The sequence below is a fragment of the Mesorhizobium quangtriensis genome (genome assembly GCF_040081925.1).
Classification (GTDB): domain Bacteria; phylum Pseudomonadota; class Alphaproteobacteria; order Rhizobiales; family Rhizobiaceae; genus Mesorhizobium_K; species Mesorhizobium_K quangtriensis.
Map to the genome: position 1 here is coordinate 1,151,398 of NZ_JBEBMF010000002.1, position 23,318 is coordinate 1,174,715.

The following is a 23,318-nucleotide window of genomic DNA, read 5'->3' on the forward strand; positions in this document are numbered from 1 at the left end:
GAGCGACGCATGCGCCGGGCGGACAGGCTTTTTCAGATCGTACAGCATTTCCGCGGTGGACGGCTGGTTACTGCCCAGAAGCTGGGCCAGTGGCTGGAGGTTTCGGAACGCACCATCTATCGCGACATCGCCGATCTTCAGGCGACAGGCGTGCCGATCGATGGAGAGGCCGGCGTCGGCTACATGATGAGGGAGGGGTTCGACCTCCCGCCGCTCATGTTCACGCGTGACGAAATCGTGGCGCTCGTCGCAGGCGCCCGCATGGTGCGCGCCTTCGGCGGCGCGACCATGGCGCGTGCGGCCGACGAAGCGCTGGTCAAGATCGGTGCTGTGCTGCCGGACGCCGAGAAGGATCGCATCGCCCGCACCGAAATCCATGCCCCGATGTGGGTCGTGAGCGACGCCGACCGCGCGCATATCGACCGTATCGAGCGCGCGGTGGAGAAGCGCGAGGTGCTGACGCTCGATTATCGCGACGAGGCAGGCCGGCCCTCGGCGCGCGACGTGCGGCCGCTCGGGCTCTGGTTTTGGGGTAAGGTCTGGACGCTGGTTGCGTGGTGCGAGATGCGCTCCGACTTCCGTGCCTTCCGCATCGACCGCATCGCCGCCGTCATCCCGACCGACCGTACCTACAAGCCCGAACGCGGCAAGCAACTCGCCGACTTCTACCGCTCGATGGAGCGCGGTGAGCGTTCGGCAGCCGCGCCGGGGCGTGCAAGCGGACACTATTGAGCTGTGACCGATTTGGACCCCAAACAAGTCGAAGGCGCCTGCCATTGCGGAACGGTGCGCCTGCGCGTGAAGCTATCTGATGGGCTGGGCGCGGCGCGCCGCTGCGACTGTTCGCTCTGCCGCATGCGCGGTGCGGTCGTCGTTTCGGCCGCATTGGACGATCTGCAGGTCGTGGCCGGTGCGGACTCGCTCGCGACCTACCAGTTCAACACTATGAAGGCGAAACATCACTTCTGCTCGGTCTGCGGGATCTACACGCACCACCAGCGCCGCTCCAACCCGAACCTATACGGCGTGAACGTCGCGATCCTCGAAGGCGTCAGCCCGTTCGATTCCGGGAAGTGCTGGTGCTGGACGGCATCCACCATCCTTCCGACGGCCATGCGGGCGACGGGATAGCGGGTATCCTGCGTTACGAACCTGCAGAAAAGAAAAAGGCCCGCTGAGCGGGCCTTTTTCTCATGCGGTGACGCAGAAAGCTTACTTCTCTTCGTCCTCGGGCTGCGTCGACTTGAGCGCCGACAGCTTGGCGAACACGGCGTCAGCGTCAAGCTCGTCGTCCTCGCTCTTGGCCTTCGGCTGCTCGGGCTGCAGGCGCTCAGTGAGCGCCGCCGGCAGCAACGTATCGCCGACCGGTACTGCTGGCTCCTTGCCCTTCGAAGCGCGGTTCACCTCGAGATCGAGGTCGATCTGCGAGCAGAGGCCGAGTGTTACCGGGTCCATCGGGACGAGGTTCGAGGCGTTCCAGTGTTTACGCTCGCGAATTTGCTCGATGGTCGACTTGGTCGTGCCGACGAGGCGCGAGATCTGGGCATCCTTCAGTTCGGGATGGTTGCGAACCAGCCAGAGGATCGCGTTGGGCCGGTCCTGACGCTTGGAAAGCGGCGTGTAGCGCGGCGCCTTGCGCTTGGACTCCGGGACGCGGACCTTCGGCTCGGAAAGATGCAGCCTGTGGTTCTGGTCCGCCTCACCCTTCTTGATCTCGTCGCGGGTGAGCTGGCCGGTGATGATCGGGTCCATGCCCTTGATGCCCTGCGCGGACTCGCCATCGGCAATCGCCTTAACTTCAAGCGGGTGCAGACCGCAGAACTGCGCGATTTGATCGAAGGACAGCGCCGTATTGTCGACGAGCCAGACGGCCGTCGCCTTGGGCATCAGAAGAGTGCTTGCCATTGCATAAAATCCTCTCGTTCGCCCGCGTCCCGTCGCGGACGGTGGTCAGACCACCAATTTGGGAAATCGCGGCGTATATAACGATGTTCGGCCGCAAGGGCAAGAATCTTCACCATTGGCAGGGGATGGAAGCTCTTTCCGCCTGGAACGGTGCGCCGCTCAGCTTCCGGTCAGGAAATCGAAGACCAGCTTGACGTTGAGCGCGATGATCAGCGTCGCGACCAGCACCGCGACCGTCGTCATCCATCGCGGCGCGACCAGCGACCCCATCTTGCCTCGCGAAGAGGTCATCATCACCAGTGGCACCACCGCTAAGGGAAGCTGGAGGCTCAGTTCCATTTGGGTCAGGATCAGCAGCTTGCCGGTCTGCGCCACGTCATAGAGGATCGTCATGCCGCAAAGGTCGATAAAGGGCGGCCTCAGTTCCCGGTCGCCGCGGCTTCCGCGAGAACCCACTCCCGGAAGGCGACGATGCGCAGATCGTGCTCGTTCGCCTGCGGATAGACGAGATGATAGGCGAACCTCGGCGCCATGCGCACGCCCAGTTCGAAAGGCTGCACCAGACGCCCTTCGGAAAGATCGTTCGCAACCATGGCGAAATCCGCGAGCGCGACTGCACTGCCATCCACGGCCGCTTGGATGCAGTCCGACGAGTTGCCGAACACCACGGCGCGCCTGTCGTCGAAATCGTCGATGCCGGCGGCGGCCATCCACATGCTCCAGTTCGGCCAGGTCACGCCCTGGCGCGACCAGTCGATGTGAACGAGCCTGTGGTTGAAAAGATCGCGCGGAACGTTGAGCGCCGGCCCGTTGCGCAAAAGCTGCGGGCTGCAGACGGGAACGATGACATTGTCGAAGAGGCGGTGTGCTGCCAGCCCGGCATACTTCCCCTCGCCGAAACGAATGCCGACATCCACGTCGTCGGCCTCGAAATCGCGAACGTCATAGGAAATGTCGAAGCGCAGGTCGATGTCCGGGAAGGCAGCCCGGAAGCTGTCGACACGGCGCATCAGCCACTTGGCCGCGAAATGGGCGTCGGCCGTGACTTTCAGCAGCGACTGGCCGCGCGACACCTTTTGCGCCCGCGACACCGCGCGACCGAGCACATCCATCGCTTCCTTTGATGCCTCGAAGAGGACCGTTCCCGCCTCGGTCAGTCTCATGCTGCGGCTGTTGCGGGTGAAAAGCGTCAGCCCGAGCTGATCTTCGATTTCCTTGACCTGATGGCTGACCGCCGCCGGCGTCAGCGCAAGTTCGTTGGCCGCCCGCGTGAAATTCAGGTGCCTGGCCGCCGCTTCCAGCGTCCGCAAGGCACGGGTACCAGGCAGAAAACGGGCCATGATCTTCAAATAGAGTTTGACGATATTGTTAAAACTACTCGTTTCTCCTTTTCAACGCAATGAGACATGGTGGGCGTTAGAAGACACCATCAAACCGGATTTGATCCGGCAACCTCGGAAACACGTCATGTCCATCGCATTCGATCCTCGTCCGCGCTCCGGTGCGCTGGAAGACGCTTTCGCATGGCTTCGCGAGGCGAAATCTGCCCTGGTCCGCCGCTCCGCACGGGTGTCCGCCTTGTCCGACAGGGATCTCGCCGACATCGGCGTCCGCCCGCGAACGCTGTCGAGCAGCGTCGATCGGGAAGCCTCGAAGCCCCGCTTGGTCGATTTCGGCTGGCGTCTCGGACGATAGAGCTGCAGCGCCCCGGCGGAAGGCTGCGACGAACTCCCTCCCGTCTGGCTGCACACCTCGCCGCCTCTTCCCTCTTGAGCGGGAGAGGCGGCAATTTTCGCCTATCGTGACACCTGCAGCACCGTGTGCCTCGACAGGAACGGCAGCAGCCGGGCCATGACCTTCGCTGTCACGGCCACACAACCCTGCGTCGGCGTGAAGCCGGGACGCGCAAGATGGAAGAAGATGGCGCTGCCCCGTCCGCGCCGGCGCGGCGAGATATTCCAGTCCAGCACGAGGCAGTAGTCGTAAAGCCGATCGTCGCGCCTCATTGTCTCGTGGCTGGCGCCGTATGGAATCCTGATCGGACGGTTGTAGTTCCGATCGTCAGGCACCTCGCACCAGCCGAGATTGGCCGAGATCGGCGTCATGACGAGGCGGGTACGGCGGGCGGCGACATGGTCGCCCCGAAAATAGCCGGACAGGAGGCGCATACGCCCGAGCGGCGTCGCGCCGTCGCCTTCGCGCTTGTTTGACGATATGCCCCCGCGCCCCAACGCACAAGGAAACACCAGGCTGCCGGCCTTCAGCAGGCCCTGCGACGGATTGCCCGGCCTTGCGCGGACGGTAAGCCGGTTAACCCCCGGCTGCCGGCCCGCACGGTATTTTGCATTGCCCGACTTACACTTATATTTTTTGCTGTATGATCCTTGCACGACAAATCACCCGACCCGGATGGCAGACGTTCCGCACAAACGGACCACCGGGTCAACCGATCAACCGGCCCTCGTGGCCGCTGTCACGGAATGAAGCATGACCTTACGCACAATCCTGATCGTGGACGATGACGACGACCTGCGCTCGACTCTTGTCGAACAACTCTCGCTTTATGAGGAATTCGACGTCCTGGAAGAGCCGACCGCGGGCAAGGGTATCACCGTTGCGCGCGGTGGCGTTGTCGATCTCCTGATCATGGATGTGGGGCTGCCTGACATGGACGGGCGCGAGGCCGTGAAGCTCTTGCGCAAGGGCGGCTACAAGGCGCCGATCATCATGCTGACCGGCCACGACACCGATTCCGACACCATTCTCGGGCTCGAGGCCGGCGCCAACGACTATGTGACCAAGCCGTTTCGTTTCGCCGTGCTTCTAGCGCGCATCCGCGCGCAACTGCGCCAGCACGAACAGAGCGAGGACGCTACCTTTTCCGTCGGCCCCTACACGTTCAAGCCATCTCAGAAGCTTCTGGTCGACCAGCGCGGAGCCAAGGTCCGGCTGACCGAGAAGGAAGCCTCGATCATCAAATATCTCTACAGGGCCGACCAGAAGGTGGTGACACGTGACATCCTGCTGGAGGAGGTCTGGGGCTACAATTCCGGCGTCACCACCCACACGCTCGAGACCCATGTTTACCGGTTGCGGCAGAAGATCGAGCGCGATCCTTCCAATGCCGAAATTCTTGTGACAGAAAGCGGCGGATACAAACTCGTTCCCTAGCGGCAGGATAAGGGGTCCTGTCGCGGAGAGGTAGGGGACCACCATTGGAGGAGCGCCAGACTGGGTTTTCGGGGACATCATGGCGCTGGATGATCACATCCGCATCCTGTCCGGCGTGAGGCTCTTCGAGGGTTTCACGGTAGAACAGTTGCGCCTGCTCGCCTTCGGAGCGGAGGCGATGCGGCTGCCCGCCGGCAAGCGCCTGTATCTGGAGGACGACGAGGCCGATTCCGCCTACATCGTCATCCGCGGCACTATCCGCCTGTTTCGCGAGCATGACGGCCAGAATGTCGAGGTCAGCGTCGCCAGCAACGGCTCGGTGCTTGGCGAGATGGCGCTGATCGCCGACTCCCGCCGAATGACCAGCGCCGAGGCGGCCACCGATTCCGAAATCCTGCGCATCAATCGCTCGATGTTCCGCCGCATCCTGGAAGAATTCCCCGACACCGCCGAAAAGCTGCGCCTCCAGATCATCGAGGACCTGCAGACCATGATCCGGCGTCTCGAACAGGTCGGCGAACGCCTCGGCTAAAACCTTCAGTCGAAGTCGAAGCGGGCGATGACCGGCACATGGTCGGACGGCCTGTCCCAGCCACGCGCGTCGCGCAGGATATCGATGCGCTTCAGACCCGGTGCCAGATTTTCGGACGACCAGATGTGGTCGAGCCTGCGACCACGGTCGGACGCCGCCCAGTCGGCAGCGCGATAGCTCCACCAAGTGTAGAGCTTCTGCTCCGGCGGAACGTTGAGCCGCATCAGGTCGACCCAGCCGCCGGCCTTGCGCATCGCCTCGAAACCTTCGGTCTCGACCGGCGTATGGCTGACGACTTTGAGCAACTGCTTGTGCGACCAGACATCGTGCTCCAGCGGCGCGATGTTCAGGTCGCCGACGAGGATCGATCCCGACGCCCCGTCTTGCTCAGCCCGGATTGCATTCATCTCGGCGACGAAGTCGAGCTTGTGGCGGAACTTCGGGTTGATCACCGGATCGGGCTCATCGCCCCCGGCAGGAACGTAGAAATTGTGCACCACGATGGAACGGCCGCCGGCGTCAAGCCGCACTGAAATATGGCGGCTGTCCGGGATCTCGCAGAAGCGTCGGCGCTCCACCACCTCAAGCGGCATCCGCGCAAGCGTGGCCACGCCGTGATAGCCCTTCTGGCCATGGATCTCGATATGCCGATAGCCGAGTTCCTGGAACCGGGCGAGCGGGAAAAGGTCGTCCGGACACTTCGTTTCCTGCAGGCAGATGACGTCAGGGGCCTGTTCGAGGATCAGCCGCTCGACCAAGGGCGCGCGCAACCGCACAGAGTTGATGTTCCAGGTGGCGATGGAAAAGGGCATGGCAGGTCCAGAATCGGAAGGCCGGAAACTGCCAGCAGCGCCTGAAAACAGCAAGGCCGCGAAAGATCGCGGCCTTGCTTCTGTCTATATACGGTGTGCGTCTAACGGTTCCTGTTAGCGCCCGGTTTGTTCAGATCGTAGTTGCGCTTGTAGTCGACCACGAACAGATTCTGGTCGATCTTTACGCCCTGCTGGACGTTGAAGATCATCACGGTCGTGTCCTTGCCCTGCGGGTCGGTGATTGTCCACTGGCGCAACTCGTAGGATTTCGGATCGAACATCAGCGTGATGGTCGAGTTGCCGAAGAACTGGCGGTCGGCGAGTTGGATCGTCGTCAGGTCGTTTTCCTCGCGTACGCTCTTCACGCGCTTGCCGGAAAGGTCGATCCGCTCGTCCAGAAGCAGCTTCAACGGTGTCTTGGACAGAGGGTACATGTCCATCGTGTTGAGCTTGCTGTTGTCGATCACGACGTTCTTGCCATCGGCAATGACACGATATCCAGACGGCGGCTCATAATTGAAACGCAGCCTGCCGGGGCGCTGGATGAAGAACTTGCCGCCGGTCTGTTCTCCGCGCGGCCCGAACTGCACGAACTCGCCGGTCATCGTCGAGACCTTCGAGAAGTGGTCCGCTATGCGCTGCGCAGCGTCGGTCGCTGCGCTTGCGGGCTCGATCAGCGCAAAACCGGGCATTTGCGTGAGAACGGCCAGACCGGCCGCGCCAACGCCGAGCCTGAGGAGGCCGCGCCGGGTGATATCTGTCGTTGAACGGGTTTTCATGCCGGTCGTCACTTTCGTCGTCTTGTTCATGGCGAGTTCGATAGGCACGCAGTGGGGCCTAAGTTTGGCGACACTTGGGATACCCCTGAAAACCCGTTACATGGGGGCAAAGTTCCCGAAATTGAATACCGCTGCGGCAGTCTAGAGCTTGTCCTCCTCCGTCGGAACGAGGATTTCGCGTTTTCCCGCATGATTCGCGGGGCCCACGATACCCTCCTTCTCCATCTTCTCGATGATCGACGCCGCACGGTTGTACCCGATGCCGAGGCGGCGCTGGATGTAGCTGGTGGACGCCTTCCCGTCGCGCAGCACGACGGCGACCGCCTGATCGTAGGGATCGTCGGACTCCTCGAACACCCCGGAGACGCTGCCGCCGCCCTTGCCGGAGGGTTCATCGTCCTCGTCCTCTTCGTCGTCCTCGGTGATGGCGTCGAGATATTCTGGCACGCCCTGCAGCTTGAGGTGGGCGACCACCTTCTCCACCTCGTCGTCGGAGACGAAGGGGCCGTGGACACGCTGGATGCGGCCGCCGCCCGCCATATAGAGCATGTCGCCCATGCCGAGGAGCTGCTCTGCGCCCTGCTCGCCCAGAATGGTGCGGCTGTCGATCTTGGAGGTGACCTGGAAGGACATGCGGGTGGGGAAGTTCGCCTTGATTGTGCCGGTGATGACGTCGACCGAAGGACGCTGCGTTGCCATGATGACATGGATGCCCGCCGCGCGCGCCATCTGTGCCAGGCGCTGCACCGCGCCCTCGATGTCCTTGCCGGCCACCATCATGAGGTCGGCCATCTCGTCGATGATGACCACGATGTAAGGCATAACCTCGAGATCCATCTCCTCGGTCTCGTAGATCGCTTCGCCGGTCTGGCGGTCGAAACCGGTCTGAACCGTACGGGAGATCTTCTCCCCTTTCTTCTCGGCCTGCCCAACACGCGCGTTGAAGCCGTCGATGTTGCGGACGCCGACCTTCGACATCTTGCGGTAGCGGTCCTCCATCTCGCGGACCGTCCATTTCAACGCCACGACCGCCTTCTTCGGATCGGTCACCACGGGCGTCAGCAGATGCGGGATGCCGTCGTATACGGAAAGCTCCAGCATCTTCGGATCGATCATGATCAGCCGGCATTCAGCAGGCGTCATGCGATAGAGCAGCGACAGGATCATGGTGTTGATGGCCACCGACTTGCCCGAGCCCGTGGTGCCCGCGACAAGGACGTGCGGCATCTTGGCGATGTCGACGATGACGGACTCGCCGTTGATCGACTTGCCCAGCGCCAGAGCCAGTTTCGCCTTTGTCTGCTCGAAATCCTGGCTGGCGAGAATTTCGCGCAGGAAGACAGTCTCGCGCTTGGCGTTCGGAAGCTCAATGCCGATAGCGTTGCGACCGGGCACGACCGCGACGCGGGCGGCGATCGCGCTCATCGAGCGGGCGATGTCGTCGGCAAGGCCGATGACGCGGCTCGACTTGATGCCCGGAGCGGGCTCCAGCTCATAGAGCGTAACCACCGGTCCGGGTCGGACATGGATGATCTCGCCCTTGACGCCGAAATCTTCCAGCACGCCTTCGAGCAGCCGCGCATTCTGTTCCAGCGCGTCCTTGGAGAGTGTGGAGTCGCGGACGATGTTCTTCGGTTCCGAGAGGAAATGCAGCGTCGGCATCTCGAAATCATCGGAGCCTATCAGCGAGGTCTGCGCCTCGCGCTGGGTGCGCGCGCCCGGCTTTGGCCGTGGCGCAGGCGCCTCGACCCGCGTGGCGGCGTCCGAGCGGAATTGCCTGACTGAAGTCGCGGTGGCGCGGCGCGGCGCCTCGATCTCCAGTTCGAATTCCTCGTCGTCGTCCTCCTGAGGGACGAACTCCTCATCGACATCGACAGGGTCCACCGAAGCCGTCCGGTCGGAAACCATTGCGGCGAAGAATTCCGGCTCGACACGGGCGCGGCCGGCAGGGCTGACGCCCGCTTCGGCGCGCTCTGCTTTTTCGACGCGCTCAGCGGCAGCCCGCCAGCCGCCCGCCTTTTCGACACCTGCGAATTCGTATTCGTCACGGCTGCGGTATTTCGCCGAGACGCGCCGAACGAAGGCTCTGGCCGACAGCCACGAATGCGCGACCGCCCCCATCAGCGCCTGGACACCACCGTTGCGGTCGTCTTCATCCTCGTCGAAGCCAAGCTCTTCCTCAACCGGTTTCTGCTTCGCTTTCGCGGGTGCCAGCACGGCAAAGCCGTTCTTGCGGGCGCTGAGGCCCGAGCCATAGGCGAACAGATAGGCGGCGGGCACGACGAAGACGATGCACAGCACGGTGGCGAGCAGACCATCCGGATAGCCGCCGCCAGTAAACAGCGAAGGAACTTTCAGCACCATGTCGCCGAACACTCCGCCGAGCCCGGTCGGCAGTGGCCATGTCTGCGGCGGCGTCAGGCAGCCGGCGATCGCCGCGAACAGAAGCGCCGCCCCGAACCATGCAGCGGCGCGCTTCGGCATGCTGTCGACGCCGCGTGCTGTGACGAAGAAAAAGCCCCAGATCACGGCTGGAACCAGCGCCGCAACCGACGCCAGCCCGAAAAATTGCATGGCCAGGTCGGCAAAGACCGCGCCCGCATAGCCCATGGCGTTGGAGACCGGCGCATCGGTGGCATGGCTGAAACTCGGATCGGCCACATTCCAAGTAGCGAGGCTCGCCAGCGCGAAGCCCACGAAACCAAACAGCCCGATGCCGGCCACGCGCCCCGCCTGACGGCGGAGAAAGGCCTGTAATCCGTGCCCCGCCTCATCCAGCTCAAGCGGAACTGAAACCCCAGAACGCATGTCGTTCCCCATATTCCCATGCATAAGCGATGCGCAGGCGCACCTGCGGCCGATACGGGAAGCCTATCGGCGGGAGGTTAAGGGCGCATTAACCATGGGCCGCCAATCGCCGACCCTTTCGCGTGTGAAGTCCGCTTGCGTCCGTCAATGCGAAGGAGGAAAATGAAGCAATGAGAAGACTGATCGCCGCACTGCTTATATCCCTGACCGCGTCGCACGCCTTTGCGGTGTCGCGCTACGAGGTGTCCAACGTCACCTGCGAGACGGTACAGGCGCTGCTGCGAACGGAAGGAGCAGTCATTCTCGTCTATCGGTCGCGAGGGATTCTCGGCCTGCCGATCTACGACCGCTACGTCGATGGCCAGAAGAACTGTAACGCCGACGAGGTTGTGCGCGGCGCGGGTGTGCCCACCTCGGACAAGGACTATTGCCCGGTCCACAAATGCGTTGAAAGCCAGATATTCAAGTCCCGCTGAGCTTGGACTAGGTGGCCAATTCTCGCTGCGAAGCGCGATGAGCGCGCTAACATCCAGCGTAAGATTACAAAAAAAGAGCCCGGCCGGAGCCGGGCTGAAGCGCGGGAGAATCTCCCGACGGGATTATTGAGCCGGACGGGAGATACCGCCCGGCGATTGATCAGGAGTGGTAGGCCACTTCGCCGTGCGAGGTGAGGTCGAGACCCTCGCTCTCGGCTTCGGGAGTGGGGCGTAGGCCGACGATCGCATCGACGATCTTGTAAAGGATCGCCGAAATGACGCCGCACCAGACGACCGTCACGAGAACGGCAAGGATCTGCGTCCAGACCTGAGAGCCCATGGTGACGCCCTCGGCATAACCAATGCCGCCAAGGCCTTCCGAGACGAAAATGCCCGTACCGATGGCGCCTACGATGCCGCCGATGCCATGGATGCCGAACACGTCGAGGGAGTCATCGTATCCAACCTTCACCTTCACGACGGTCACGAAGTAGTAGCAGATTACCGACGCGATGGCGCCGAGAACGATCGCGCCAACAGGGCCGACGAGACCGGCTGCCGGCGTGACTGCCACCAGGCCGGCAATCATACCCGAAGCCGCACCGAGCATGGAAGCCTTGCCGCGAGCAATCGACTCTACGATCACCCAGGCCAGGATGGCGCCGGCCGTTGCAGTGAAGGTGTTGATCATGGCGAGAGCGGCGCCGCCGTTTGCCTCTAGGTTGGAGCCGGCGTTGAAACCGAACCAGCCGACCCAGAGGATGGAAGCGCCGACCATGGTCAGCGTCATCGAGTGCGGAGCCATGTTATCCTTGCCGTAACCCTTGCGCTTTCCGACCAGGATGCAACCTACGAGGGCAGCGATACCGGCATTGATGTGCACGACGGTGCCGCCGGCGAAGTCGAGCGCGCCCCAACCGAAGATCAAGCCGTTTGCATCCCAGACCATGTGCGCGATCGGGAAATAGACGAAGGTGACCCATAGCGCCACGAACAGCAGCACGGCCGAGAACTTGATGCGCTCGGCGAAGGCGCCGATGATCAGTGCAGGCGTGATTGCTGCGAAGGTCATCTGGAAGCAGATGAAGACCAACTCGGGGATGACGACGCCTTCGGAGAAGGTTGCCGCCGTCGAGTCCGGTGTCACGCCGGCAAGGAAGAGCTTGCCAAGGCCGCCCCAGTAAGGGCTGGTGCTGCCGCCGAAAGCGAAGGAGTAGCCATAGACAACCCAGATCACGATCACCAAAGCCACGATGGTCGTGCACTGCATCAGTACCGAAAGCATGTTCTTGGCGCGCACGAGGCCGCCATAGAAGAGCGCCAGACCCGGCAAGGCCATGAACAGCACGATGATGGTCGACACCATCATCCATGTCGTGTCGCCCTTGTCCGGCACCGGGACCGCTGCAGGAGCAGCATCAACGGCCGGCGCAGCGGCGTCCTGTGCAAAGGCAGCGACCGTTCCGAGCGCAGCGAGGATTGCCGCTCCCGTGAGGGCGGTGCGGGCCGCCTTCTTGAAATTAGTTGGAATGTTCATTGAAATCTCCATGAAACTGGGAATTGGCCCGCTTAGAGCGCGTCGGCGTCTGTTTCGCCGGTGCGGATGCGAACGGCATGATCGAGCGGGAAGACAAAGACCTTTCCATCGCCGATCTGGCCGGTCTTGGCGGCGCCGACGATGGCTTCCACGGCCTTGTCCACGACGTCGGTGGCCACAGCCACCTCGATCTTGATCTTCGGCAGGAAACTGACGGCATATTCCGCGCCACGGTAGATTTCCGTATGCCCCTTCTGACGCCCGTAGCCTTTGACTTCGGTGACGGTCAGGCCTTGAATCCCGACGGCGGTGAGCGCTTCGCGCACCTCGTCGAGCTTGAACGGCTTGATGATAGCCATCACGATTTTCATAAGGTTTCACCCTTTGCTGATTGCGGGTCCCCCGCGTTACACGTGACTTACCGGAGACCTTGCGGAGACCGGGCAGTGCCAAAGGGAATTCAAGCTCCGTGCCAGTTGCCTGAAACTGGTGTTAACCTATTGTAAATGAATAACTCTTGGGCGCACGGCTGCGCCAGTGCCCATTGTAGGTCCTGTCATATTGCTTAAAAAATGTGCAGTTTCGGGATTTTGCTTAACAGGAAGGCTGCTTGCGGACGCGGATCAGCCCTTCCTGTGCCACAGAGGCGATCAAAGTGCCGTCCTGCCCATAGATTGCACCGCGCGACAGGCCCCGTCCGTCCTGCGTTGAGGGGCTGTCCTGCGAGTAGAGAAGCCATCCATCCAGCGGATGCGGCCTGTGGAACCACATCGCATGGTCGAGGCTTGCCGCCTGGATGTCCGGATCGAAGACGGCCCGGCCATGCGCGAAGGTCGACGTGTCCAGTAGCGTCATATCGGAAAGGTAGGCGAGCACGGCGGATTGCAGCGCCCTGTCAGCCGGAACCGGCCCGGTGGTTCGAATCCATATGTCCTGATGCGGCTCCAGCTTTTCGCGGCTGGTATAGTGCTTGAGCATGATTGGCTTGACCTCGAGGGGCCGATCGCGCTCCCAATAGCGCTTGATCCCCTCCGGCACGCGGTCGCCATATTCGCCGAGCAGTTGCCGCTGGTCGAGAAGACTGTCAGGCGACGGAACATTCAGCGGCATTGGTACATGGTGTTCCAACCCGCCCTCTTCAACCTGGAACGATGCCTCCAGCGAGAAGATCGCATGTCCATGCTGGATCGCGACCACCCGCCGCGTGGTGAAGCTGCCGCCGTCGCGAATGCGGTCGACTTCGTAGATGATCGGCACCTTGGTGTCGCCCGGCCGCATGAAGTAGCCGTGCAGCGAATGGACATGCCGGTCGGCATCGACCGTGCGCTGCGCAGCGACCAGCGCCTGGGCGATGGTCTGTCCACCGAAAACGCGCTGCCAGTCGAGCTTCGGGCTGCGACCACGAAACAGATTGTGCTCCAGCCTTTCCAGGTCGAGAATGGACAGAAGCTCCTGCATGGCCGTCATGTCTGCGCCTTTTTTGGAACGGTGTTGACGCGAGCCGGTTTCCATCAGGGGCAAGGTGCAAGTCAAGGCAGTATCCGGAGCAGCGAGATGGCGGGAACCAAGTCAGGAACGACCGGCGCGCTCGATATCCTGGTGGCGGGTGCCGGCTATGTCGGCCTCGCGACGGCGGTATCGCTGAAGCAGGCGCGCCCAAGCCTTTCCGTGGCGGTCGTCGACGCAGCGCCGGCCGGAGCATGGGAAAGGGATGGCCGCGCATCGGCGATCGCGGCAGCCGCCTGTCGCATGCTCGATCAGCTCGGCTGCTGGGCCGAGGTATCCCAAAAAGCGCAAGCGATCACCGAGATGATCGTCACCGACTCGCGCACCGCCGATCCCATCCGCCCGGTTTTCCTGACATTCGATGGCGAAGTCGCACCCGGCGAACCCTTCGCCCACATGATCGCCAACAAGATTCTGAGTGCCGCCTTGCGCCGACGCGCCGCCGAACTCGGCATCGATATTCTGGAAGGCGTGGCGGTAGCCTCGTTCGAGGCAGGTCCTGCGCTGACACACGTGCATCTTGCCGACGGCGTGGCGCTTGAGACGCGCCTGCTGGTCGCGGCCGACGGCGTGCGCTCGAAGTTGCGCGACATGGCCGGCATCAAGACGGTGAGCTGGGACTACGGCCAGTCCGGCATCGTCTGCACCGTCCGCCACGAACGCCCGCACAACGGCCGCGCCGAGGAGCATTTCCTGCCGGCCGGCCCCTTTGCCATCCTGCCTCTCGCGCCCGGAGCGGATGGCTCGAACAGGTCCTCGATCGTCTGGACGGAACGAACGGCCGACGCCGACAAGCTGGTGGCCGGCGACGATCTGGTCTTCGAGGTCGAGTTGGAGCAGCGCTTCGGCCTGAAGCTTGGCGAAATTTCCGTCGAGGACAAGCCCCGCGCCTTTCCGCTCGGCCTGACGCTGGCGCGTTCCTTCGTCGCCCCGCGCTTCGTCCTTGTCGGCGACGCCGCGCATGGCATCCACCCGATCGCCGGACAAGGCCTCAATCTCGGCCTCAAGGACGCTGCGGCGCTGGCCGAGACGATCGTCGAGGCCGACCGGCTGGGACAGGACATCGGCGCGATGGATGTGCTGGAACGCTACCAGCAATGGCGTCGCTTCGACACGCTGCAGATGGGCATCACCACGGATGTCCTCAACCGCCTCTTCTCCAACGATTTTGCACCGCTGCGCCAATTGCGCGACGTCGGCCTGGGCCTTGTCGATCGCATGCCGCGCATGAAGGCATTCTTCATCAAGCAGGCCGCGGGACTATCAGGCGAAACGCCACGCCTGCTCAGGGGCGAGGCGATCTGAGCTAACGCTCCGGAACGTCGTAGACGGCACGCACCTCGATGGTTCCCCATTCGGCGATCGGGATTCCTGACGCGATCTCCAAAGCGTCCTCGCGGCTGTCCGCCTCGATCATCAGGAAGCCCAAGAGCTGTTCCTTGGTTTCTGCGAAAGGGCCGTCCGTCATCACTACCTTGCCGCTGCGTTTTCGCACTGTCGTCGAAGTCGTAACCGATTGCAGCGCCTGAGCGACGACCAGCTTTCCGGCCTTTTCAATCGACTTGTCATAGCCCACCGAGCGGCGGTCGAGTTCGGCCAGCCCTTCCCTGCCGAGCGCATGCAGGTGGCTTTCCTCACCGTAGACCAGACAGACGTAGTTCATTGCATGTCTCCTTGGTGACTTGCCAGCGAGGACGCCCTATCCTCGCTGGCCCGATCGAGCAGGAATACCCCTCCAGCTATGATGCAAAAAGCCAGCAGCAGGCGACCGATGCCGGCAGTATGGAACTGGTCGGGCAAAGGTTCATCGTGGGCGTTTGTCTTTCGGCTCCCGGAAAAAAGAATGTCCATTGCTGTCTCCGCCCGTTGTGTCGCGGGCACAGGACGCGCCCGGCCGAGCAACGCCGACATTTTTCGCAGTGCCGGCGTGAAAATTTTCGCCGCGCGATTGTCGCCTGCATCTCCAACGGATAGGTCAGCCGCATGAGCCTCGAATCCGTCCGCGCCTTCTTCGCTGAAAAAGCCCCTGACATTCCGGTGATCGTGACCGACCAGAGTTCGGCCACAGTCGACCTCGCCGCCGCCGCCCATGGCGTCGCGCCCGATCAGATTGCCAAGACGATCTGCCTGCGCGCCGGCGACCAGGTGATGCTCGTCGTCGCCAAGGGCACGGCGCGGCTGGACAACCGCAAATTCAAGTACGCGTTTTCCGCCAAGCCCCGCATGCTGGGAGCGGACGAAGTCGTCGAGCTTACCAGCCATCCGGTCGGCGGCGTCTGCCCTTTCGGCCTACCGCAGCCGCTTCCCATTTATTGCGATGTGTCCCTAAAACAGTTCGAGGTCGTTGTGCCGGCAGCCGGCGCGACCAATTCCGCCGTGCGCATCACGCCGCAGCGGATGGCCGAACTGACGGGCGCAACATGGGTCGACGTCTGCCAATAGGCGCCGCCTCGCAAGCCACCCGGTAGACACCGGCACCGGCTGGCCTATGTTGTCGCCAGGGCAAGATGCCCACGCAACATTCATTCTTGGACAATCTTTTCAGGGAGACGACCATGGACCGTCACGCGACAGCCGCCTGGCAGGGCACGCTGAAGGAAGGCAAGGGCACGATCGATACGCAGAGCGGTGCGCTGAAAGGCGTCCCCTATTCCTTCAAGGGCCGCTTCGAGGACGAAAGCGGCAAGTCCGGCACCAATCCCGAGGAATTGCTGGGCGCAGCGCACGCCGCCTGCTTCGCCATGCAGCTTTCGCACTTCCTCGCCGAAAACGGCACTCCTGCCACGAAGCTCGATGCCAAGGCGGTCGTGACGCTCGTTCCCGGCACAGGCATCACCGGCAGCGCAATCACGCTGGTCGGGACGGTCCCGGGCATCGACGCGGCAAAATTCAAGGAACTCGCCGACAAGGCAAAGGCGGAATGCCCCGTTTCCCGCGCGCTCGGGGCAATCAACGTGTCGCTCGACGCAAAGCTCGGCTGATCGAACGCTGAAGCTCCTTTTGTGACGGCAGGACGCGGAACCCACGCTAAGGTTCAGCGTTCCTGCCGACTTCACATTAGAGGGGCATCATGGAACAGCTCGTCGACGAATTCGCGCATCCGACCTACACATCGTTCCCCGTCATGGCGGCGCGGCTCTTGCTCGCAACGATATTCGGCGCCGCCATCGGCTTTGAGCGCGAGTGGCGAAACCGGCCGGCCGGGCTTCGCACGCACATCCTGGTCTGCGTCGCGGCGGCGACTTTCGCACTGCTCACCATCGAGATCGCTCACGCGCCGATGTTCGAGATGGACGCCAGCCAGTTCGACCCGATCCGTATCATCGAGGCGGTGACGGCGGGCGTCGCGTTCCTCGCCGCCGGCGTCGTCATCTTCACGCGCGGGCAGGTTCACGGCCTGACCACAGGTGCAGGCATGTGGCTGGCCGGCGCGATCGGCGTGGGTTGCGGTCTCGGCCTTTGGCAGATCTCGTTGTTCACGACCGTGCTGGCGCTCATTGTGCTCACTATGCTGCACAGCTTCGAGCGGCGCCTGGACCTGAAGAACGGAACTCCAGTGGAAAATGCCGACGCTTCAGACAAACATGAAGGCGGCGATGCACAGCCCGCATCAAAAGGCGACTGAAACCTGCGTCAGGCAGAACAGGGTCCAACGAAGACGGCGGAATCCAGGAAACATTGCCGTGGCAACGCCTTGATGCTATGGAAGCCGCCCATGGAACGGCTGTTCGGAAACCCTAGCTACAGGCATTTCACGCTGCAGGACAAGAAGCGCCTGCCGGCGCGGTTTTTTGCGCGGGTCGTCGGTGCTCCCACCAGCCGACTTCGGCTGGCGTGACCGTCCGGCAGGGCCGGAGCTGAGCGCATTCCCTTTTCAAGATCGACGGATTCACGCACATGAGCGCACCGCGCACCCTCTACGACAAGATTTTCGACGACCACGTCGTCCAGCGCGACCCGGACGGGACGTGCCTTCTGTATATCGACCGGCACCTCGTGCATGAGGTGACGAGCCCGCAGGCCTTCGAGGGCCTGCGCATGACAGGCCGTAAGGTCCGCCATCCGGAAAAGACACTTGCGGTCGTCGACCATAACGTCCCGACATCGAAGGACCGCGTCAACGGCATCAAGAACGAGGAAAGCCGCATCCAGGTCGAGGCGCTGGCGCAGAACGCCGCCGACTTCGGCGTGGAGTACTATTCGGAGAAGGACCGCCGCCAAGGCATCGTCCACATCATCGGGCCCGAGCAGGGCTTCACCCTGCCCGGCATGACCATCGTCTGCGGCGACAGCCACACCTCGACGCACGGCGCCTTTGGCGCGCTGGCGCACGGCATCGGCACGTCGGAGGTCGAGCATGTCCTTGCCACCCAGACGTTGATCCAGAAAAAGGCCAAGAACATGCTGGTGCGTGTCGACGGCCAATTGCCCGACGGCGTCACCGCCAAGGACATCATCCTCGCGATCATCGGCGAGATCGGCACGGCCGGCGGCACGGGCTACGTCATCGAGTATGCCGGCGAGGCGATCCGCGCGCTTTCCATGGAAGGCCGCATGACCGTCTGCAACATGTCGATCGAAGGTGGCGCGCGCGCTGGCCTAATCGCGCCCGATGAGACAACCTTCGCCTATGTGAAGGATAAACCCCGCGCGCCGACAGGCAAGGCTTGGGATCTGGCGCTCGAATACTGGAAGACGCTGAAATCCGACGAAGGCGCGCACTACGACAAGGTGATCATGCTCGACGCGGCGAAACTGCCTCCGATCGTGACCTGGGGCTCGTCGCCGGAAGACGTGACGTCCATCAATGGCGTCGTTCCCAACCCCGAGGAGATCGAGGACGAGAACAAGCGCAACTCCAAGAAGCGCGCGCTCGAATATATGGGCCTGGAAGCCGGCACGAAGATCACCGACATCAAGCTCGACCGCGTTTTCATCGGCTCCTGCACCAACGGCCGCATCGAGGATCTGCGCGCGGTCGCCGCCGTCGCCCAGGGCAAGAAGGTGGCCGCAACGGTCAACGCCATGATCGTTCCGGGCTCCGGCCTGGTGAAGGAACAAGCGGAGGCCGAAGGTCTCGACAAAATCTTCATCGAGGCGGGTTTCGATTGGCGCGAACCGGGCTGCTCCATGTGCCTCGCGATGAACGACGACCGCCTGAAGCCGCACGAGCGCTGCGCCTCGACCTCGAACCGCAATTTCGAGGGCCGGCAGGGCTTCAAGGGCCGCACGCATCTCGTGTCGCCGGCCATGGCCGCAGCGGCCGCGATTGCCGGCCATTTCGTCGACATCCGCGACTGGAAATAAGCGAAAGCTGCTAACTCAGATAAAAGGGCGCCTTGTTTGGCGCCCTTTTTTATTGTCGATTAGCCGGCAAATCCGGTCAGCCCGGCCTGCGAACGATTTCGTGGAAGCTGTCGCGAACGCCGGGAGTGTCCTTTGGCACCACCAGCGCCAGACGATGCTCATCGAAGACCTTGAACCATTCGCTCCATTCGACCAGTTCATAGCCGCCGGCATTAGCCGCCCGCTCGGCCCTATCCTCGTCCTGGTAGGCGTGTTGGTCGAAGACCAGCCTCACCATGGGCTGGGTGCCGCCAGCCGGTGAAATGTCGACGATGGCCGGGAAACCCGAACGGGCTGCGGCCCAGTCCCGGATCGCCTCGTGATCGGTCAGCATGATCGTCTCAGCCATATCTCAACTCCAGGTTTGCTCCCCGGCACATCTCGCCGGGTCATCTCCATCAAATCGACAAACAGACCTTAACCCTATTTTTGGGGCTCGGCACTAGGCTTGGTCCAAACCGCAACTGGGGCGCGGCTTCTTGGATAACGGACTTTTCATATCGCTGGTCAACCCGGCGATTGCGCTGACGCTCGCCACGGCGTTTCTGGCGCTGTGGCTGTATCGGCCTAACCGCTCCCACCTCGTCCTTGTTGCGATGGCCTATGCCAGCTCCGCAACCGGCTTCCTGCTGCAGTACTTCACCTTGCCGATCGGCTTGCCAGCCACGAAACTTCTTTCCAACATCGGCTTCATGGTCGCCTCGCTGGGTATCGCTGCGACCGTCATAGGGCAATGCGGACGTCGCATTCCCTGGTTCGGGATGGGGCTGTTCGCTGCCGGAGCACTCGCAGGCTTTTCCTGGTTCATTTTTGTCCAGCCGGACATCACATGGCGGGTCCTGCTGCTGAACTTCGGCATCGGCGGCATCAGCCTTATCGTCGCGGCAGAGCTGCGGGCCATTCCGAACAAGGCGCCTGTCCAAAGGGTCATGCTTGCGCTCGCCTTGCTATCAGCCGTCAACTTCTTCGTCCGTCCGGTCGTATCGGTTGCGATAAACGGTCCCTTCACAGGTTACGAGAACCTGTATTCCTCGCTTTATTGGACAACCGCCCTGTTCTCCCACGCGATCCTCTCTCTCATGATCGCGCTTTGCCTCTTTACCGTCGAAGTACTCGACCTCACCGCGACCTTGCGCTCGGAATCCCTGACGGATCCTCTCTCCGGACTTCTGAACCGGCGTGGCTTTGAAGCGAAGGCATCGAAGCTTCTCGGTTCCTGCATATCGTCCGGACTTCCGGTGTCGCTCGTGGTCGCCGACCTCGACCGGTTCAAGTCGCTGAACGACCGCCATGGCCATGCCGCCGGCGACAAGGTCATTGTCGAGTTCGCCACACGCCTGCGGGACGCGGCAGGCTCGCGCGCGGTGGCCGCCAGGACCGGCGGCGAGGAGTTCGCGATCCTCCTGCCGATGGCGGACCCCGCCGCTGCGCGCCTCTTCGCCGAGGCCGTGCGGACCGTCTTCTCCGGCAACGCGATTGCGGGCCTCCCGCTGGACGTGAGGGTCACGGGCAGCTTCGGCATCTCCTCGCATTCGGGAGACGAAAGCCTGGACGACATGCTTCGCCGAGCCGACGAAGCTCTTTATCATGCGAAGAAAAGCGGCAGGGACGGCGTGCGGGTTTCCTACCAGCGCCTGCCGGAGGCGGTCGTCTCGGACGCGCCGCCGCAGGTGGCATAGCGGCACAACCCCAGGTTAAGGAATCACTGCCCTGTGTCGATATTGAATATGGAGATTAACGTCTTCTTGTCGGCACCTGTGGTCACATGACGCCATGACGGGCGCAGGCTTCATTCTCGCGATCAATCTCTTCATGGCAGGGCTGTTCGCGGCTTCGTTCGGCATCGTCGTGCTATATGACAGGCGACGCCAGGCCGCGCGCTGGTTCGCGTTCAGCTACGCCGTCGGCATGTCCACCATCCTGTTCGAATTCGCCATCGCGACATTGGGTGCGTCTGCCATTCTGTCGCTGGCCGCCTTCGGATCGTTCCTCGCGGCCCTCGCAATCTTCAACATCGGCGTGGCGCGCAACTATTCCGTCCCCGTGCCGTGGCTGGCCATGTCGATCCTTGTCCCGATTGCCCTCATCCTGTGCGCGTTCACGCTGGAGATGCCGCGCCAGTCCTTCACGCGCATGCTTGCCTATCAGTCGCCCTATTTCATCATGCAGGCGATGGCGGCTGGCCTCGTCGCCCAGGCGCGGAGGCGCAAGCCGCTTGATAACCTGCTGATGGTTCTCCTTGCCCTTAGCGCCCTGCAATTCCTGTCGAAGCCGTTCCTGTTCGGCGCTTTCGGCGGGGCGGGCAACACTCCGGACCTCTACATCACCACCAGCTACGCGATGTTCTCGCAATCTATGGGAACGGTCTTTGCGATGGCGATCGCCCTGATGCTGCTCGTCATTCTGGTGCGCGACGTTCTTTTCGATGCGGACGAGCGCTCGCAGACGGACTCCCTTTCGGGGCTGCTCAACCGCGGGGGCTTTGAGATGCATGCTGAAAAAATGCTCCACGACGCCGACAAGCATGGCATGCCTGTCTCGCTCGTGATCGCCGACCTCGATCACTTCAAGTCGATCAACGACAATTTCGGCCACTCCGCCGGCGACACCGTCATCGTATCGTTCTCGACCTTCCTGCGCTCGGCAATGGAACCGCACCATCTGACGGGACGTGTCGGCGGCGAGGAATTCGCGGTGCTGCTGACCGGCGCCAATCTTGTCTCCGCGCGGTTGTTCGCCGAGAACGCCAGAAGCGCCTTCAGCGCGCTCGCAATCGAAGGATTGCCGCCCGTCAAGCGCGTCACCGCAAGCTTCGGAGTCGCCGAACGTGGCAGCGGCGAATCCATCCGGGACCTGATGGCGCGCGCCGACGAGGCGCTCTACATCGCCAAGAAGAGTGGGCGCGACTGCGTCAAGATCGCGCCGCGTCCCGAAAGACGCTGGAGCGACGAGCATGGCGCCGCCGTAAGCCTCGGATAGCCGCTACTGCGTCTGCGCCGACCCGACCGGCGCGGTGACGAGCCGGTATCTGGCCATCTCCTCCGGGGAGAAATAATAAAGCGCCTGCGGCGGCGTATCGAGTGCGTGGAGCCACAGAGCCGGATCGATATCCATGTCGATGAGATGCCGCGAGATGCGCGCCGTCGTCATCTGCGCATCCGCCATCACTTGCGCCGGTGCGACTTCTGCTTTCGTCGCCACGTAGAATTGGTGCACACCGACAGCGGCCTTCGGCGCGACGGTCCTCTCCAGCCCACCGGCCAGAACCAGCGGGCAGGACGATGCGCAAAGGGCGCCGTCAACCACCTCCGTCGAGACGCCCTTGTCCCTGATCAGCTTTGCCATGGCCATGGCGTCCTCGAGCGCGCCGCCCGGCGAATTCAGCGATACGACCCGAACATATTCCCCGCGCGCCTCAAGTTCAGCCGCAAGCCGGGAGACCGCACCGCTGTCGATGGTGCCTTCCGCAAGGAGGACGCCGCGAGAAGCCAGCGTAAAAGTCATCGGCTGGTTCAGCAGTTCGTCGCCGGCCGTGACGACGCGGCGCTTATCCTCGGGGCGGGAAGGCACGTCCGTCTGGACGGCAGGCGCCAACACAGGTTCCGCTGGCATAGCCACCGTCATGAATGTCTCGCGCGTGAACCAGCCTTCCTCAGCCGCCATGTCGCGCAGATCGAACGCCACAACGGCGACCGCGCCAACCAGCATGCCTATGAAGGCGGACCGGACGAGTTCCGCGTCGTCGAAACGCGCCACGTACCGAAGAAGCACATTGCGCCTTGGCGCTGTGCTATCCGGCAGTCCCGCGGCCTGCATGTCGCTCATCACTCATTGCCCTTGCGTTCTCCGGGCGAAAGCTGCGTGACGTTCTCCGGCCTGGGTCGTGTCTCAACAGGTCCAGCCGGGAACGCTGCTAGGGAATCAGGGCTGGACACGCCTGATCGCAGCGCCGGGCGCTGCGCGTTCGTGAATGCCGCCGCACCATTTTCCGGGCAGGTCGGGCAACTCGCCGTCCTCCAGCCCGTACATGTAGCTGCGGCCCTTCAGCAGAACCGCCGGCCGCCAGCACTCGTAGGGAATCGACTCTTCATCGTTTAGATAGACGACGTCGTCAGAGGCGCTGGGATTCTCGTAAGCGGCCAGTTCCTTGGCCATGTAGCCCTTGCCGACGACAATCCGCTTGTAGCCGCTACGGCTGTGTACGACGAGATTGCCGAAGCTGTCGGCATAGATGCGCTCGCCATACTGGCTCTGGGCTGCGGCCGGCATGGAAAGGCCGGCGATCAACACGCCAGCAGCCAGCGGCAGGAAGGCAAGTTCACTCAGTTTCCAACGCATGCTGCGTCATCCTTCGTGCGGTTTGGCCCGAAGCTCCAGCCTTGACCCGGGAAAGCCGCCTTCCCCGGCACCAGAGATTCGAAGACCCTTCGCCCCCTCTCGACGCAA

27 protein-coding genes and 2 pseudogenes are annotated in these 23,318 nt (G+C 62.7%); 14 read left to right on the forward strand and 15 right to left on the reverse strand.

Annotated features, from left to right (window positions below):
* Positions 1-9 precede the first annotated feature (9 nt).
* Both ABMA32_RS14150 and ABMA32_RS14155 read left to right on the forward strand, forming a co-directional pair.
* Positions 10-732: a helix-turn-helix transcriptional regulator gene (locus tag ABMA32_RS14150; RefSeq protein ID WP_349014390.1), complete on the forward strand. Its 723-nt coding sequence runs from the start codon at positions 10-12 to the stop codon at positions 730-732.
* A gap of 3 nt (positions 733-735) precedes the next feature.
* Positions 736-1,178, forward strand: a pseudogene (locus ABMA32_RS14155) (GFA family protein).
* A gap of 34 nt (positions 1,179-1,212) precedes the next feature.
* On the opposite strand, the gene ABMA32_RS14160 reads toward ABMA32_RS14155, so the two are convergent.
* From ABMA32_RS14160 to gcvA, 3 genes and pseudogenes are all read right to left on the reverse strand, one after another.
* Complete coding sequence (locus ABMA32_RS14160; RefSeq protein WP_349014391.1) at positions 1,213-1,905, reverse strand: DUF1013 domain-containing protein; 693 nt, start codon at positions 1,903-1,905, stop codon at positions 1,213-1,215.
* A gap of 159 nt (positions 1,906-2,064) precedes the next feature.
* Positions 2,065-2,298 (reverse strand): annotated as a pseudogene (locus tag ABMA32_RS14165) (divalent metal cation transporter); the annotation flags it as partial.
* Positions 2,299-2,324: 26 nt separating this feature from the next.
* On the reverse strand, positions 2,325-3,245 hold the full coding sequence (gcvA, locus tag ABMA32_RS14170) for a transcriptional regulator GcvA (RefSeq protein WP_349014392.1): 921 nt from the start codon (positions 3,243-3,245) through the stop codon (positions 2,325-2,327).
* A gap of 127 nt (positions 3,246-3,372) precedes the next feature.
* Here gcvA and ABMA32_RS14175 point away from each other — a divergent pair, with 127 nt between their 5' ends.
* A complete protein-coding gene (locus ABMA32_RS14175) occupies positions 3,373-3,600 on the forward strand; it encodes a hypothetical protein (protein WP_349014393.1) in 228 nt (75 codons plus the stop codon).
* 101 nt (positions 3,601-3,701) lie between these two features.
* On the opposite strand, the gene ABMA32_RS14180 is transcribed toward ABMA32_RS14175, so the two are convergent.
* Positions 3,702-4,295 (reverse strand): L,D-transpeptidase family protein, encoded by a 594-nt coding sequence (locus ABMA32_RS14180; protein ID WP_425475527.1) that lies wholly within the window; start codon positions 4,293-4,295, stop codon positions 3,702-3,704.
* A gap of 97 nt (positions 4,296-4,392) precedes the next feature.
* Here ABMA32_RS14180 and ABMA32_RS14185 point away from each other — a divergent pair, with 97 nt between their 5' ends.
* On the forward strand, positions 4,393-5,076 hold the full coding sequence (locus tag ABMA32_RS14185; RefSeq protein WP_349014394.1) for a response regulator transcription factor: 684 nt from the start codon (positions 4,393-4,395) through the stop codon (positions 5,074-5,076).
* 79 nt (positions 5,077-5,155) lie between these two features.
* Positions 5,156-5,608, forward strand: a complete 453-nt coding sequence (locus ABMA32_RS14190) for a cyclic nucleotide-binding domain-containing protein (protein WP_349014395.1) — start codon at positions 5,156-5,158, stop codon at positions 5,606-5,608.
* 5 nt (positions 5,609-5,613) lie between these two features.
* Here the strand turns inward: ABMA32_RS14190 and ABMA32_RS14195 are convergent, their stop codons facing one another.
* The 3 genes from ABMA32_RS14195 to ABMA32_RS14205 form a co-directional block, all read right to left on the reverse strand.
* The gene (locus ABMA32_RS14195) at positions 5,614-6,420 is read right to left on the reverse strand and encodes an exodeoxyribonuclease III (RefSeq protein ID WP_349014396.1); all 807 of its coding nucleotides are present in this window, start codon (positions 6,418-6,420) and stop codon (positions 5,614-5,616) included.
* 101 nt (positions 6,421-6,521) lie between these two features.
* Complete coding sequence (locus ABMA32_RS14200) at positions 6,522-7,229, reverse strand: outer membrane lipoprotein carrier protein LolA (RefSeq protein ID WP_349014397.1); 708 nt, start codon at positions 7,227-7,229, stop codon at positions 6,522-6,524.
* Positions 7,230-7,340: 111 nt separating this feature from the next.
* Complete coding sequence (locus ABMA32_RS14205) at positions 7,341-10,007, reverse strand: DNA translocase FtsK (protein WP_349014399.1); 2,667 nt, start codon at positions 10,005-10,007, stop codon at positions 7,341-7,343.
* A gap of 170 nt (positions 10,008-10,177) precedes the next feature.
* Between ABMA32_RS14205 and ABMA32_RS14210 the strand changes: the two genes are divergently transcribed.
* Positions 10,178-10,483, forward strand: a complete 306-nt coding sequence (locus tag ABMA32_RS14210) for a hypothetical protein (RefSeq protein ID WP_349014401.1) — start codon at positions 10,178-10,180, stop codon at positions 10,481-10,483.
* A gap of 160 nt (positions 10,484-10,643) precedes the next feature.
* Here ABMA32_RS14210 and ABMA32_RS14215 read toward each other — a convergent pair whose 3' ends face one another.
* The 3 genes from ABMA32_RS14215 to ABMA32_RS14225 form a co-directional block, all read right to left on the reverse strand.
* Positions 10,644-12,020, reverse strand: coding sequence for an ammonium transporter (locus ABMA32_RS14215; RefSeq protein WP_349014402.1), 1,377 nt, complete (start codon positions 12,018-12,020; stop codon positions 10,644-10,646).
* 32 nt (positions 12,021-12,052) lie between these two features.
* Positions 12,053-12,391 carry a P-II family nitrogen regulator gene (locus ABMA32_RS14220; protein ID WP_292766213.1) on the reverse strand — a complete coding sequence of 113 codons (339 nt, stop codon included), beginning with the start codon at positions 12,389-12,391 and terminating at the stop codon, positions 12,053-12,055.
* 223 nt (positions 12,392-12,614) lie between these two features.
* The gene (locus tag ABMA32_RS14225; protein WP_349014403.1) at positions 12,615-13,487 is read right to left on the reverse strand and encodes an acyl-CoA thioesterase; all 873 of its coding nucleotides are present in this window, start codon (positions 13,485-13,487) and stop codon (positions 12,615-12,617) included.
* Between the two features lie 87 nt (positions 13,488-13,574).
* Here ABMA32_RS14225 and ABMA32_RS14230 point away from each other — a divergent pair, with 87 nt between their 5' ends.
* The gene (locus tag ABMA32_RS14230) at positions 13,575-14,831 is read left to right on the forward strand and encodes a ubiquinone biosynthesis hydroxylase (protein ID WP_349014404.1); all 1,257 of its coding nucleotides are present in this window, start codon (positions 13,575-13,577) and stop codon (positions 14,829-14,831) included.
* Between the two features lies 1 nt (position 14,832).
* On the opposite strand, the gene ABMA32_RS14235 is transcribed toward ABMA32_RS14230, so the two are convergent.
* A complete protein-coding gene (locus ABMA32_RS14235; RefSeq protein WP_349014405.1) occupies positions 14,833-15,189 on the reverse strand; it encodes a YciI family protein in 357 nt (118 codons plus the stop codon).
* Positions 15,186-15,377 carry a hypothetical protein gene (locus ABMA32_RS14240; protein ID WP_349014406.1) on the reverse strand — a complete coding sequence of 64 codons (192 nt, stop codon included), beginning with the start codon at positions 15,375-15,377 and terminating at the stop codon, positions 15,186-15,188. The genes ABMA32_RS14235 and ABMA32_RS14240 overlap by 4 nt, the downstream gene beginning before the upstream one ends.
* A gap of 132 nt (positions 15,378-15,509) precedes the next feature.
* Here ABMA32_RS14240 and ABMA32_RS14245 point away from each other — a divergent pair, with 132 nt between their 5' ends.
* The 5 genes from ABMA32_RS14245 (at position 15,510) to leuC (ending at position 18,833) form a co-directional block, all read left to right on the forward strand.
* Complete coding sequence (locus ABMA32_RS14245) at positions 15,510-15,968, forward strand: YbaK/EbsC family protein (protein ID WP_349014407.1); 459 nt, start codon at positions 15,510-15,512, stop codon at positions 15,966-15,968.
* 113 nt (positions 15,969-16,081) lie between these two features.
* A complete protein-coding gene (locus ABMA32_RS14250; RefSeq protein ID WP_349014408.1) occupies positions 16,082-16,507 on the forward strand; it encodes an OsmC family protein in 426 nt (141 codons plus the stop codon).
* A gap of 89 nt (positions 16,508-16,596) precedes the next feature.
* Positions 16,597-17,151, forward strand: a complete 555-nt coding sequence (locus ABMA32_RS14255; protein ID WP_349014409.1) for an MgtC/SapB family protein — start codon at positions 16,597-16,599, stop codon at positions 17,149-17,151.
* 90 nt (positions 17,152-17,241) lie between these two features.
* Positions 17,242-17,364, forward strand: a complete 123-nt coding sequence (locus tag ABMA32_RS14260) for a hypothetical protein (protein ID WP_349014410.1) — start codon at positions 17,242-17,244, stop codon at positions 17,362-17,364.
* Positions 17,365-17,423: 59 nt separating this feature from the next.
* Complete coding sequence (gene leuC, locus ABMA32_RS14265) at positions 17,424-18,833, forward strand: 3-isopropylmalate dehydratase large subunit (protein WP_349014411.1); 1,410 nt, start codon at positions 17,424-17,426, stop codon at positions 18,831-18,833.
* A 76-nt stretch (positions 18,834-18,909) separates the two neighbouring features.
* Here the strand turns inward: leuC and ABMA32_RS14270 are convergent, their stop codons facing one another.
* Positions 18,910-19,221, reverse strand: a complete 312-nt coding sequence (locus ABMA32_RS14270) for a hypothetical protein (protein WP_349014412.1) — start codon at positions 19,219-19,221, stop codon at positions 18,910-18,912.
* Between the two features lie 130 nt (positions 19,222-19,351).
* Here ABMA32_RS14270 and ABMA32_RS14275 point away from each other — a divergent pair, with 130 nt between their 5' ends.
* Positions 19,352-20,551: a GGDEF domain-containing protein gene (locus tag ABMA32_RS14275; RefSeq protein ID WP_349014413.1), complete on the forward strand. Its 1,200-nt coding sequence runs from the start codon at positions 19,352-19,354 to the stop codon at positions 20,549-20,551.
* A 94-nt stretch (positions 20,552-20,645) separates the two neighbouring features.
* Entirely contained in the window at positions 20,646-21,851 is a 1,206-nt protein-coding gene (locus ABMA32_RS14280) for a GGDEF domain-containing protein (protein ID WP_349014414.1), read from the forward strand.
* Between the two features lie 3 nt (positions 21,852-21,854).
* On the opposite strand, the gene ABMA32_RS14285 is transcribed toward ABMA32_RS14280, so the two are convergent.
* Both ABMA32_RS14285 and ABMA32_RS14290 read right to left on the reverse strand, forming a co-directional pair.
* Positions 21,855-22,697, reverse strand: a complete 843-nt coding sequence (locus ABMA32_RS14285) for a COG3904 family protein (protein ID WP_349014415.1) — start codon at positions 22,695-22,697, stop codon at positions 21,855-21,857.
* Between the two features lie 96 nt (positions 22,698-22,793).
* Positions 22,794-23,210 (reverse strand): hypothetical protein, encoded by a 417-nt coding sequence (locus tag ABMA32_RS14290; protein WP_349014416.1) that lies wholly within the window; start codon positions 23,208-23,210, stop codon positions 22,794-22,796.
* Positions 23,211-23,318: the final 108 nt, after the last annotated feature.

Bases quoted from the DNA above. Each gene is read 5' to 3' on its own strand.
- ABMA32_RS14205 (WP_349014399.1), bottom strand. From the start codon at position 10,007: ATGCGTTCTGGGGTTTCAGTTCCGCTTGAGCTGGATGAGGCGGGGCAC.
- ABMA32_RS14220 (WP_292766213.1), bottom strand. From the start codon at position 12,391: ATGAAAATCGTGATGGCTATCATCAAGCCGTTCAAGCTCGACGAGGTG.
- ABMA32_RS14240 (WP_349014406.1), bottom strand. From the start codon at position 15,377: ATGGACATTCTTTTTTCCGGGAGCCGAAAGACAAACGCCCACGATGAA.
- ABMA32_RS14235 (WP_349014405.1), bottom strand. From the start codon at position 15,189: ATGAACTACGTCTGTCTGGTCTACGGTGAGGAAAGCCACCTGCATGCG.
- leuC (WP_349014411.1), top strand. From the start codon at position 17,424: ATGAGCGCACCGCGCACCCTCTACGACAAGATTTTCGACGACCACGTC.
- ABMA32_RS14190 (WP_349014395.1), top strand. From the start codon at position 5,156: ATGGCGCTGGATGATCACATCCGCATCCTGTCCGGCGTGAGGCTCTTC.
- ABMA32_RS14270 (WP_349014412.1), bottom strand. From the start codon at position 19,221: ATGGCTGAGACGATCATGCTGACCGATCACGAGGCGATCCGGGACTGG.
- ABMA32_RS14260 (WP_349014410.1), top strand. From the start codon at position 17,242: ATGGAACGGCTGTTCGGAAACCCTAGCTACAGGCATTTCACGCTGCAG.
- ABMA32_RS14160 (WP_349014391.1), bottom strand. From the start codon at position 1,905: ATGGCAAGCACTCTTCTGATGCCCAAGGCGACGGCCGTCTGGCTCGTC.
- ABMA32_RS14200 (WP_349014397.1), bottom strand. From the start codon at position 7,229: ATGAACAAGACGACGAAAGTGACGACCGGCATGAAAACCCGTTCAACG.
- ABMA32_RS14285 (WP_349014415.1), bottom strand. From the start codon at position 22,697: ATGAGCGACATGCAGGCCGCGGGACTGCCGGATAGCACAGCGCCAAGG.
- ABMA32_RS14230 (WP_349014404.1), top strand. From the start codon at position 13,575: ATGGCGGGAACCAAGTCAGGAACGACCGGCGCGCTCGATATCCTGGTG.
- ABMA32_RS14185 (WP_349014394.1), top strand. From the start codon at position 4,393: ATGACCTTACGCACAATCCTGATCGTGGACGATGACGACGACCTGCGC.
- ABMA32_RS14225 (WP_349014403.1), bottom strand. From the start codon at position 13,487: ATGACGGCCATGCAGGAGCTTCTGTCCATTCTCGACCTGGAAAGGCTG.
- ABMA32_RS14175 (WP_349014393.1), top strand. From the start codon at position 3,373: ATGTCCATCGCATTCGATCCTCGTCCGCGCTCCGGTGCGCTGGAAGAC.
- ABMA32_RS14210 (WP_349014401.1), top strand. From the start codon at position 10,178: ATGAGAAGACTGATCGCCGCACTGCTTATATCCCTGACCGCGTCGCAC.
- ABMA32_RS14290 (WP_349014416.1), bottom strand. From the start codon at position 23,210: ATGCGTTGGAAACTGAGTGAACTTGCCTTCCTGCCGCTGGCTGCTGGC.
- ABMA32_RS14215 (WP_349014402.1), bottom strand. From the start codon at position 12,020: ATGAACATTCCAACTAATTTCAAGAAGGCGGCCCGCACCGCCCTCACG.
- ABMA32_RS14245 (WP_349014407.1), top strand. From the start codon at position 15,510: ATGAGCCTCGAATCCGTCCGCGCCTTCTTCGCTGAAAAAGCCCCTGAC.
- ABMA32_RS14255 (WP_349014409.1), top strand. From the start codon at position 16,597: ATGGAACAGCTCGTCGACGAATTCGCGCATCCGACCTACACATCGTTC.
- gcvA (WP_349014392.1), bottom strand. From the start codon at position 3,245: ATGGCCCGTTTTCTGCCTGGTACCCGTGCCTTGCGGACGCTGGAAGCG.
- ABMA32_RS14250 (WP_349014408.1), top strand. From the start codon at position 16,082: ATGGACCGTCACGCGACAGCCGCCTGGCAGGGCACGCTGAAGGAAGGC.
- ABMA32_RS14280 (WP_349014414.1), top strand. From the start codon at position 20,646: ATGACGGGCGCAGGCTTCATTCTCGCGATCAATCTCTTCATGGCAGGG.
- ABMA32_RS14150 (WP_349014390.1), top strand. From the start codon at position 10: ATGCGCCGGGCGGACAGGCTTTTTCAGATCGTACAGCATTTCCGCGGT.
- ABMA32_RS14195 (WP_349014396.1), bottom strand. From the start codon at position 6,420: ATGCCCTTTTCCATCGCCACCTGGAACATCAACTCTGTGCGGTTGCGC.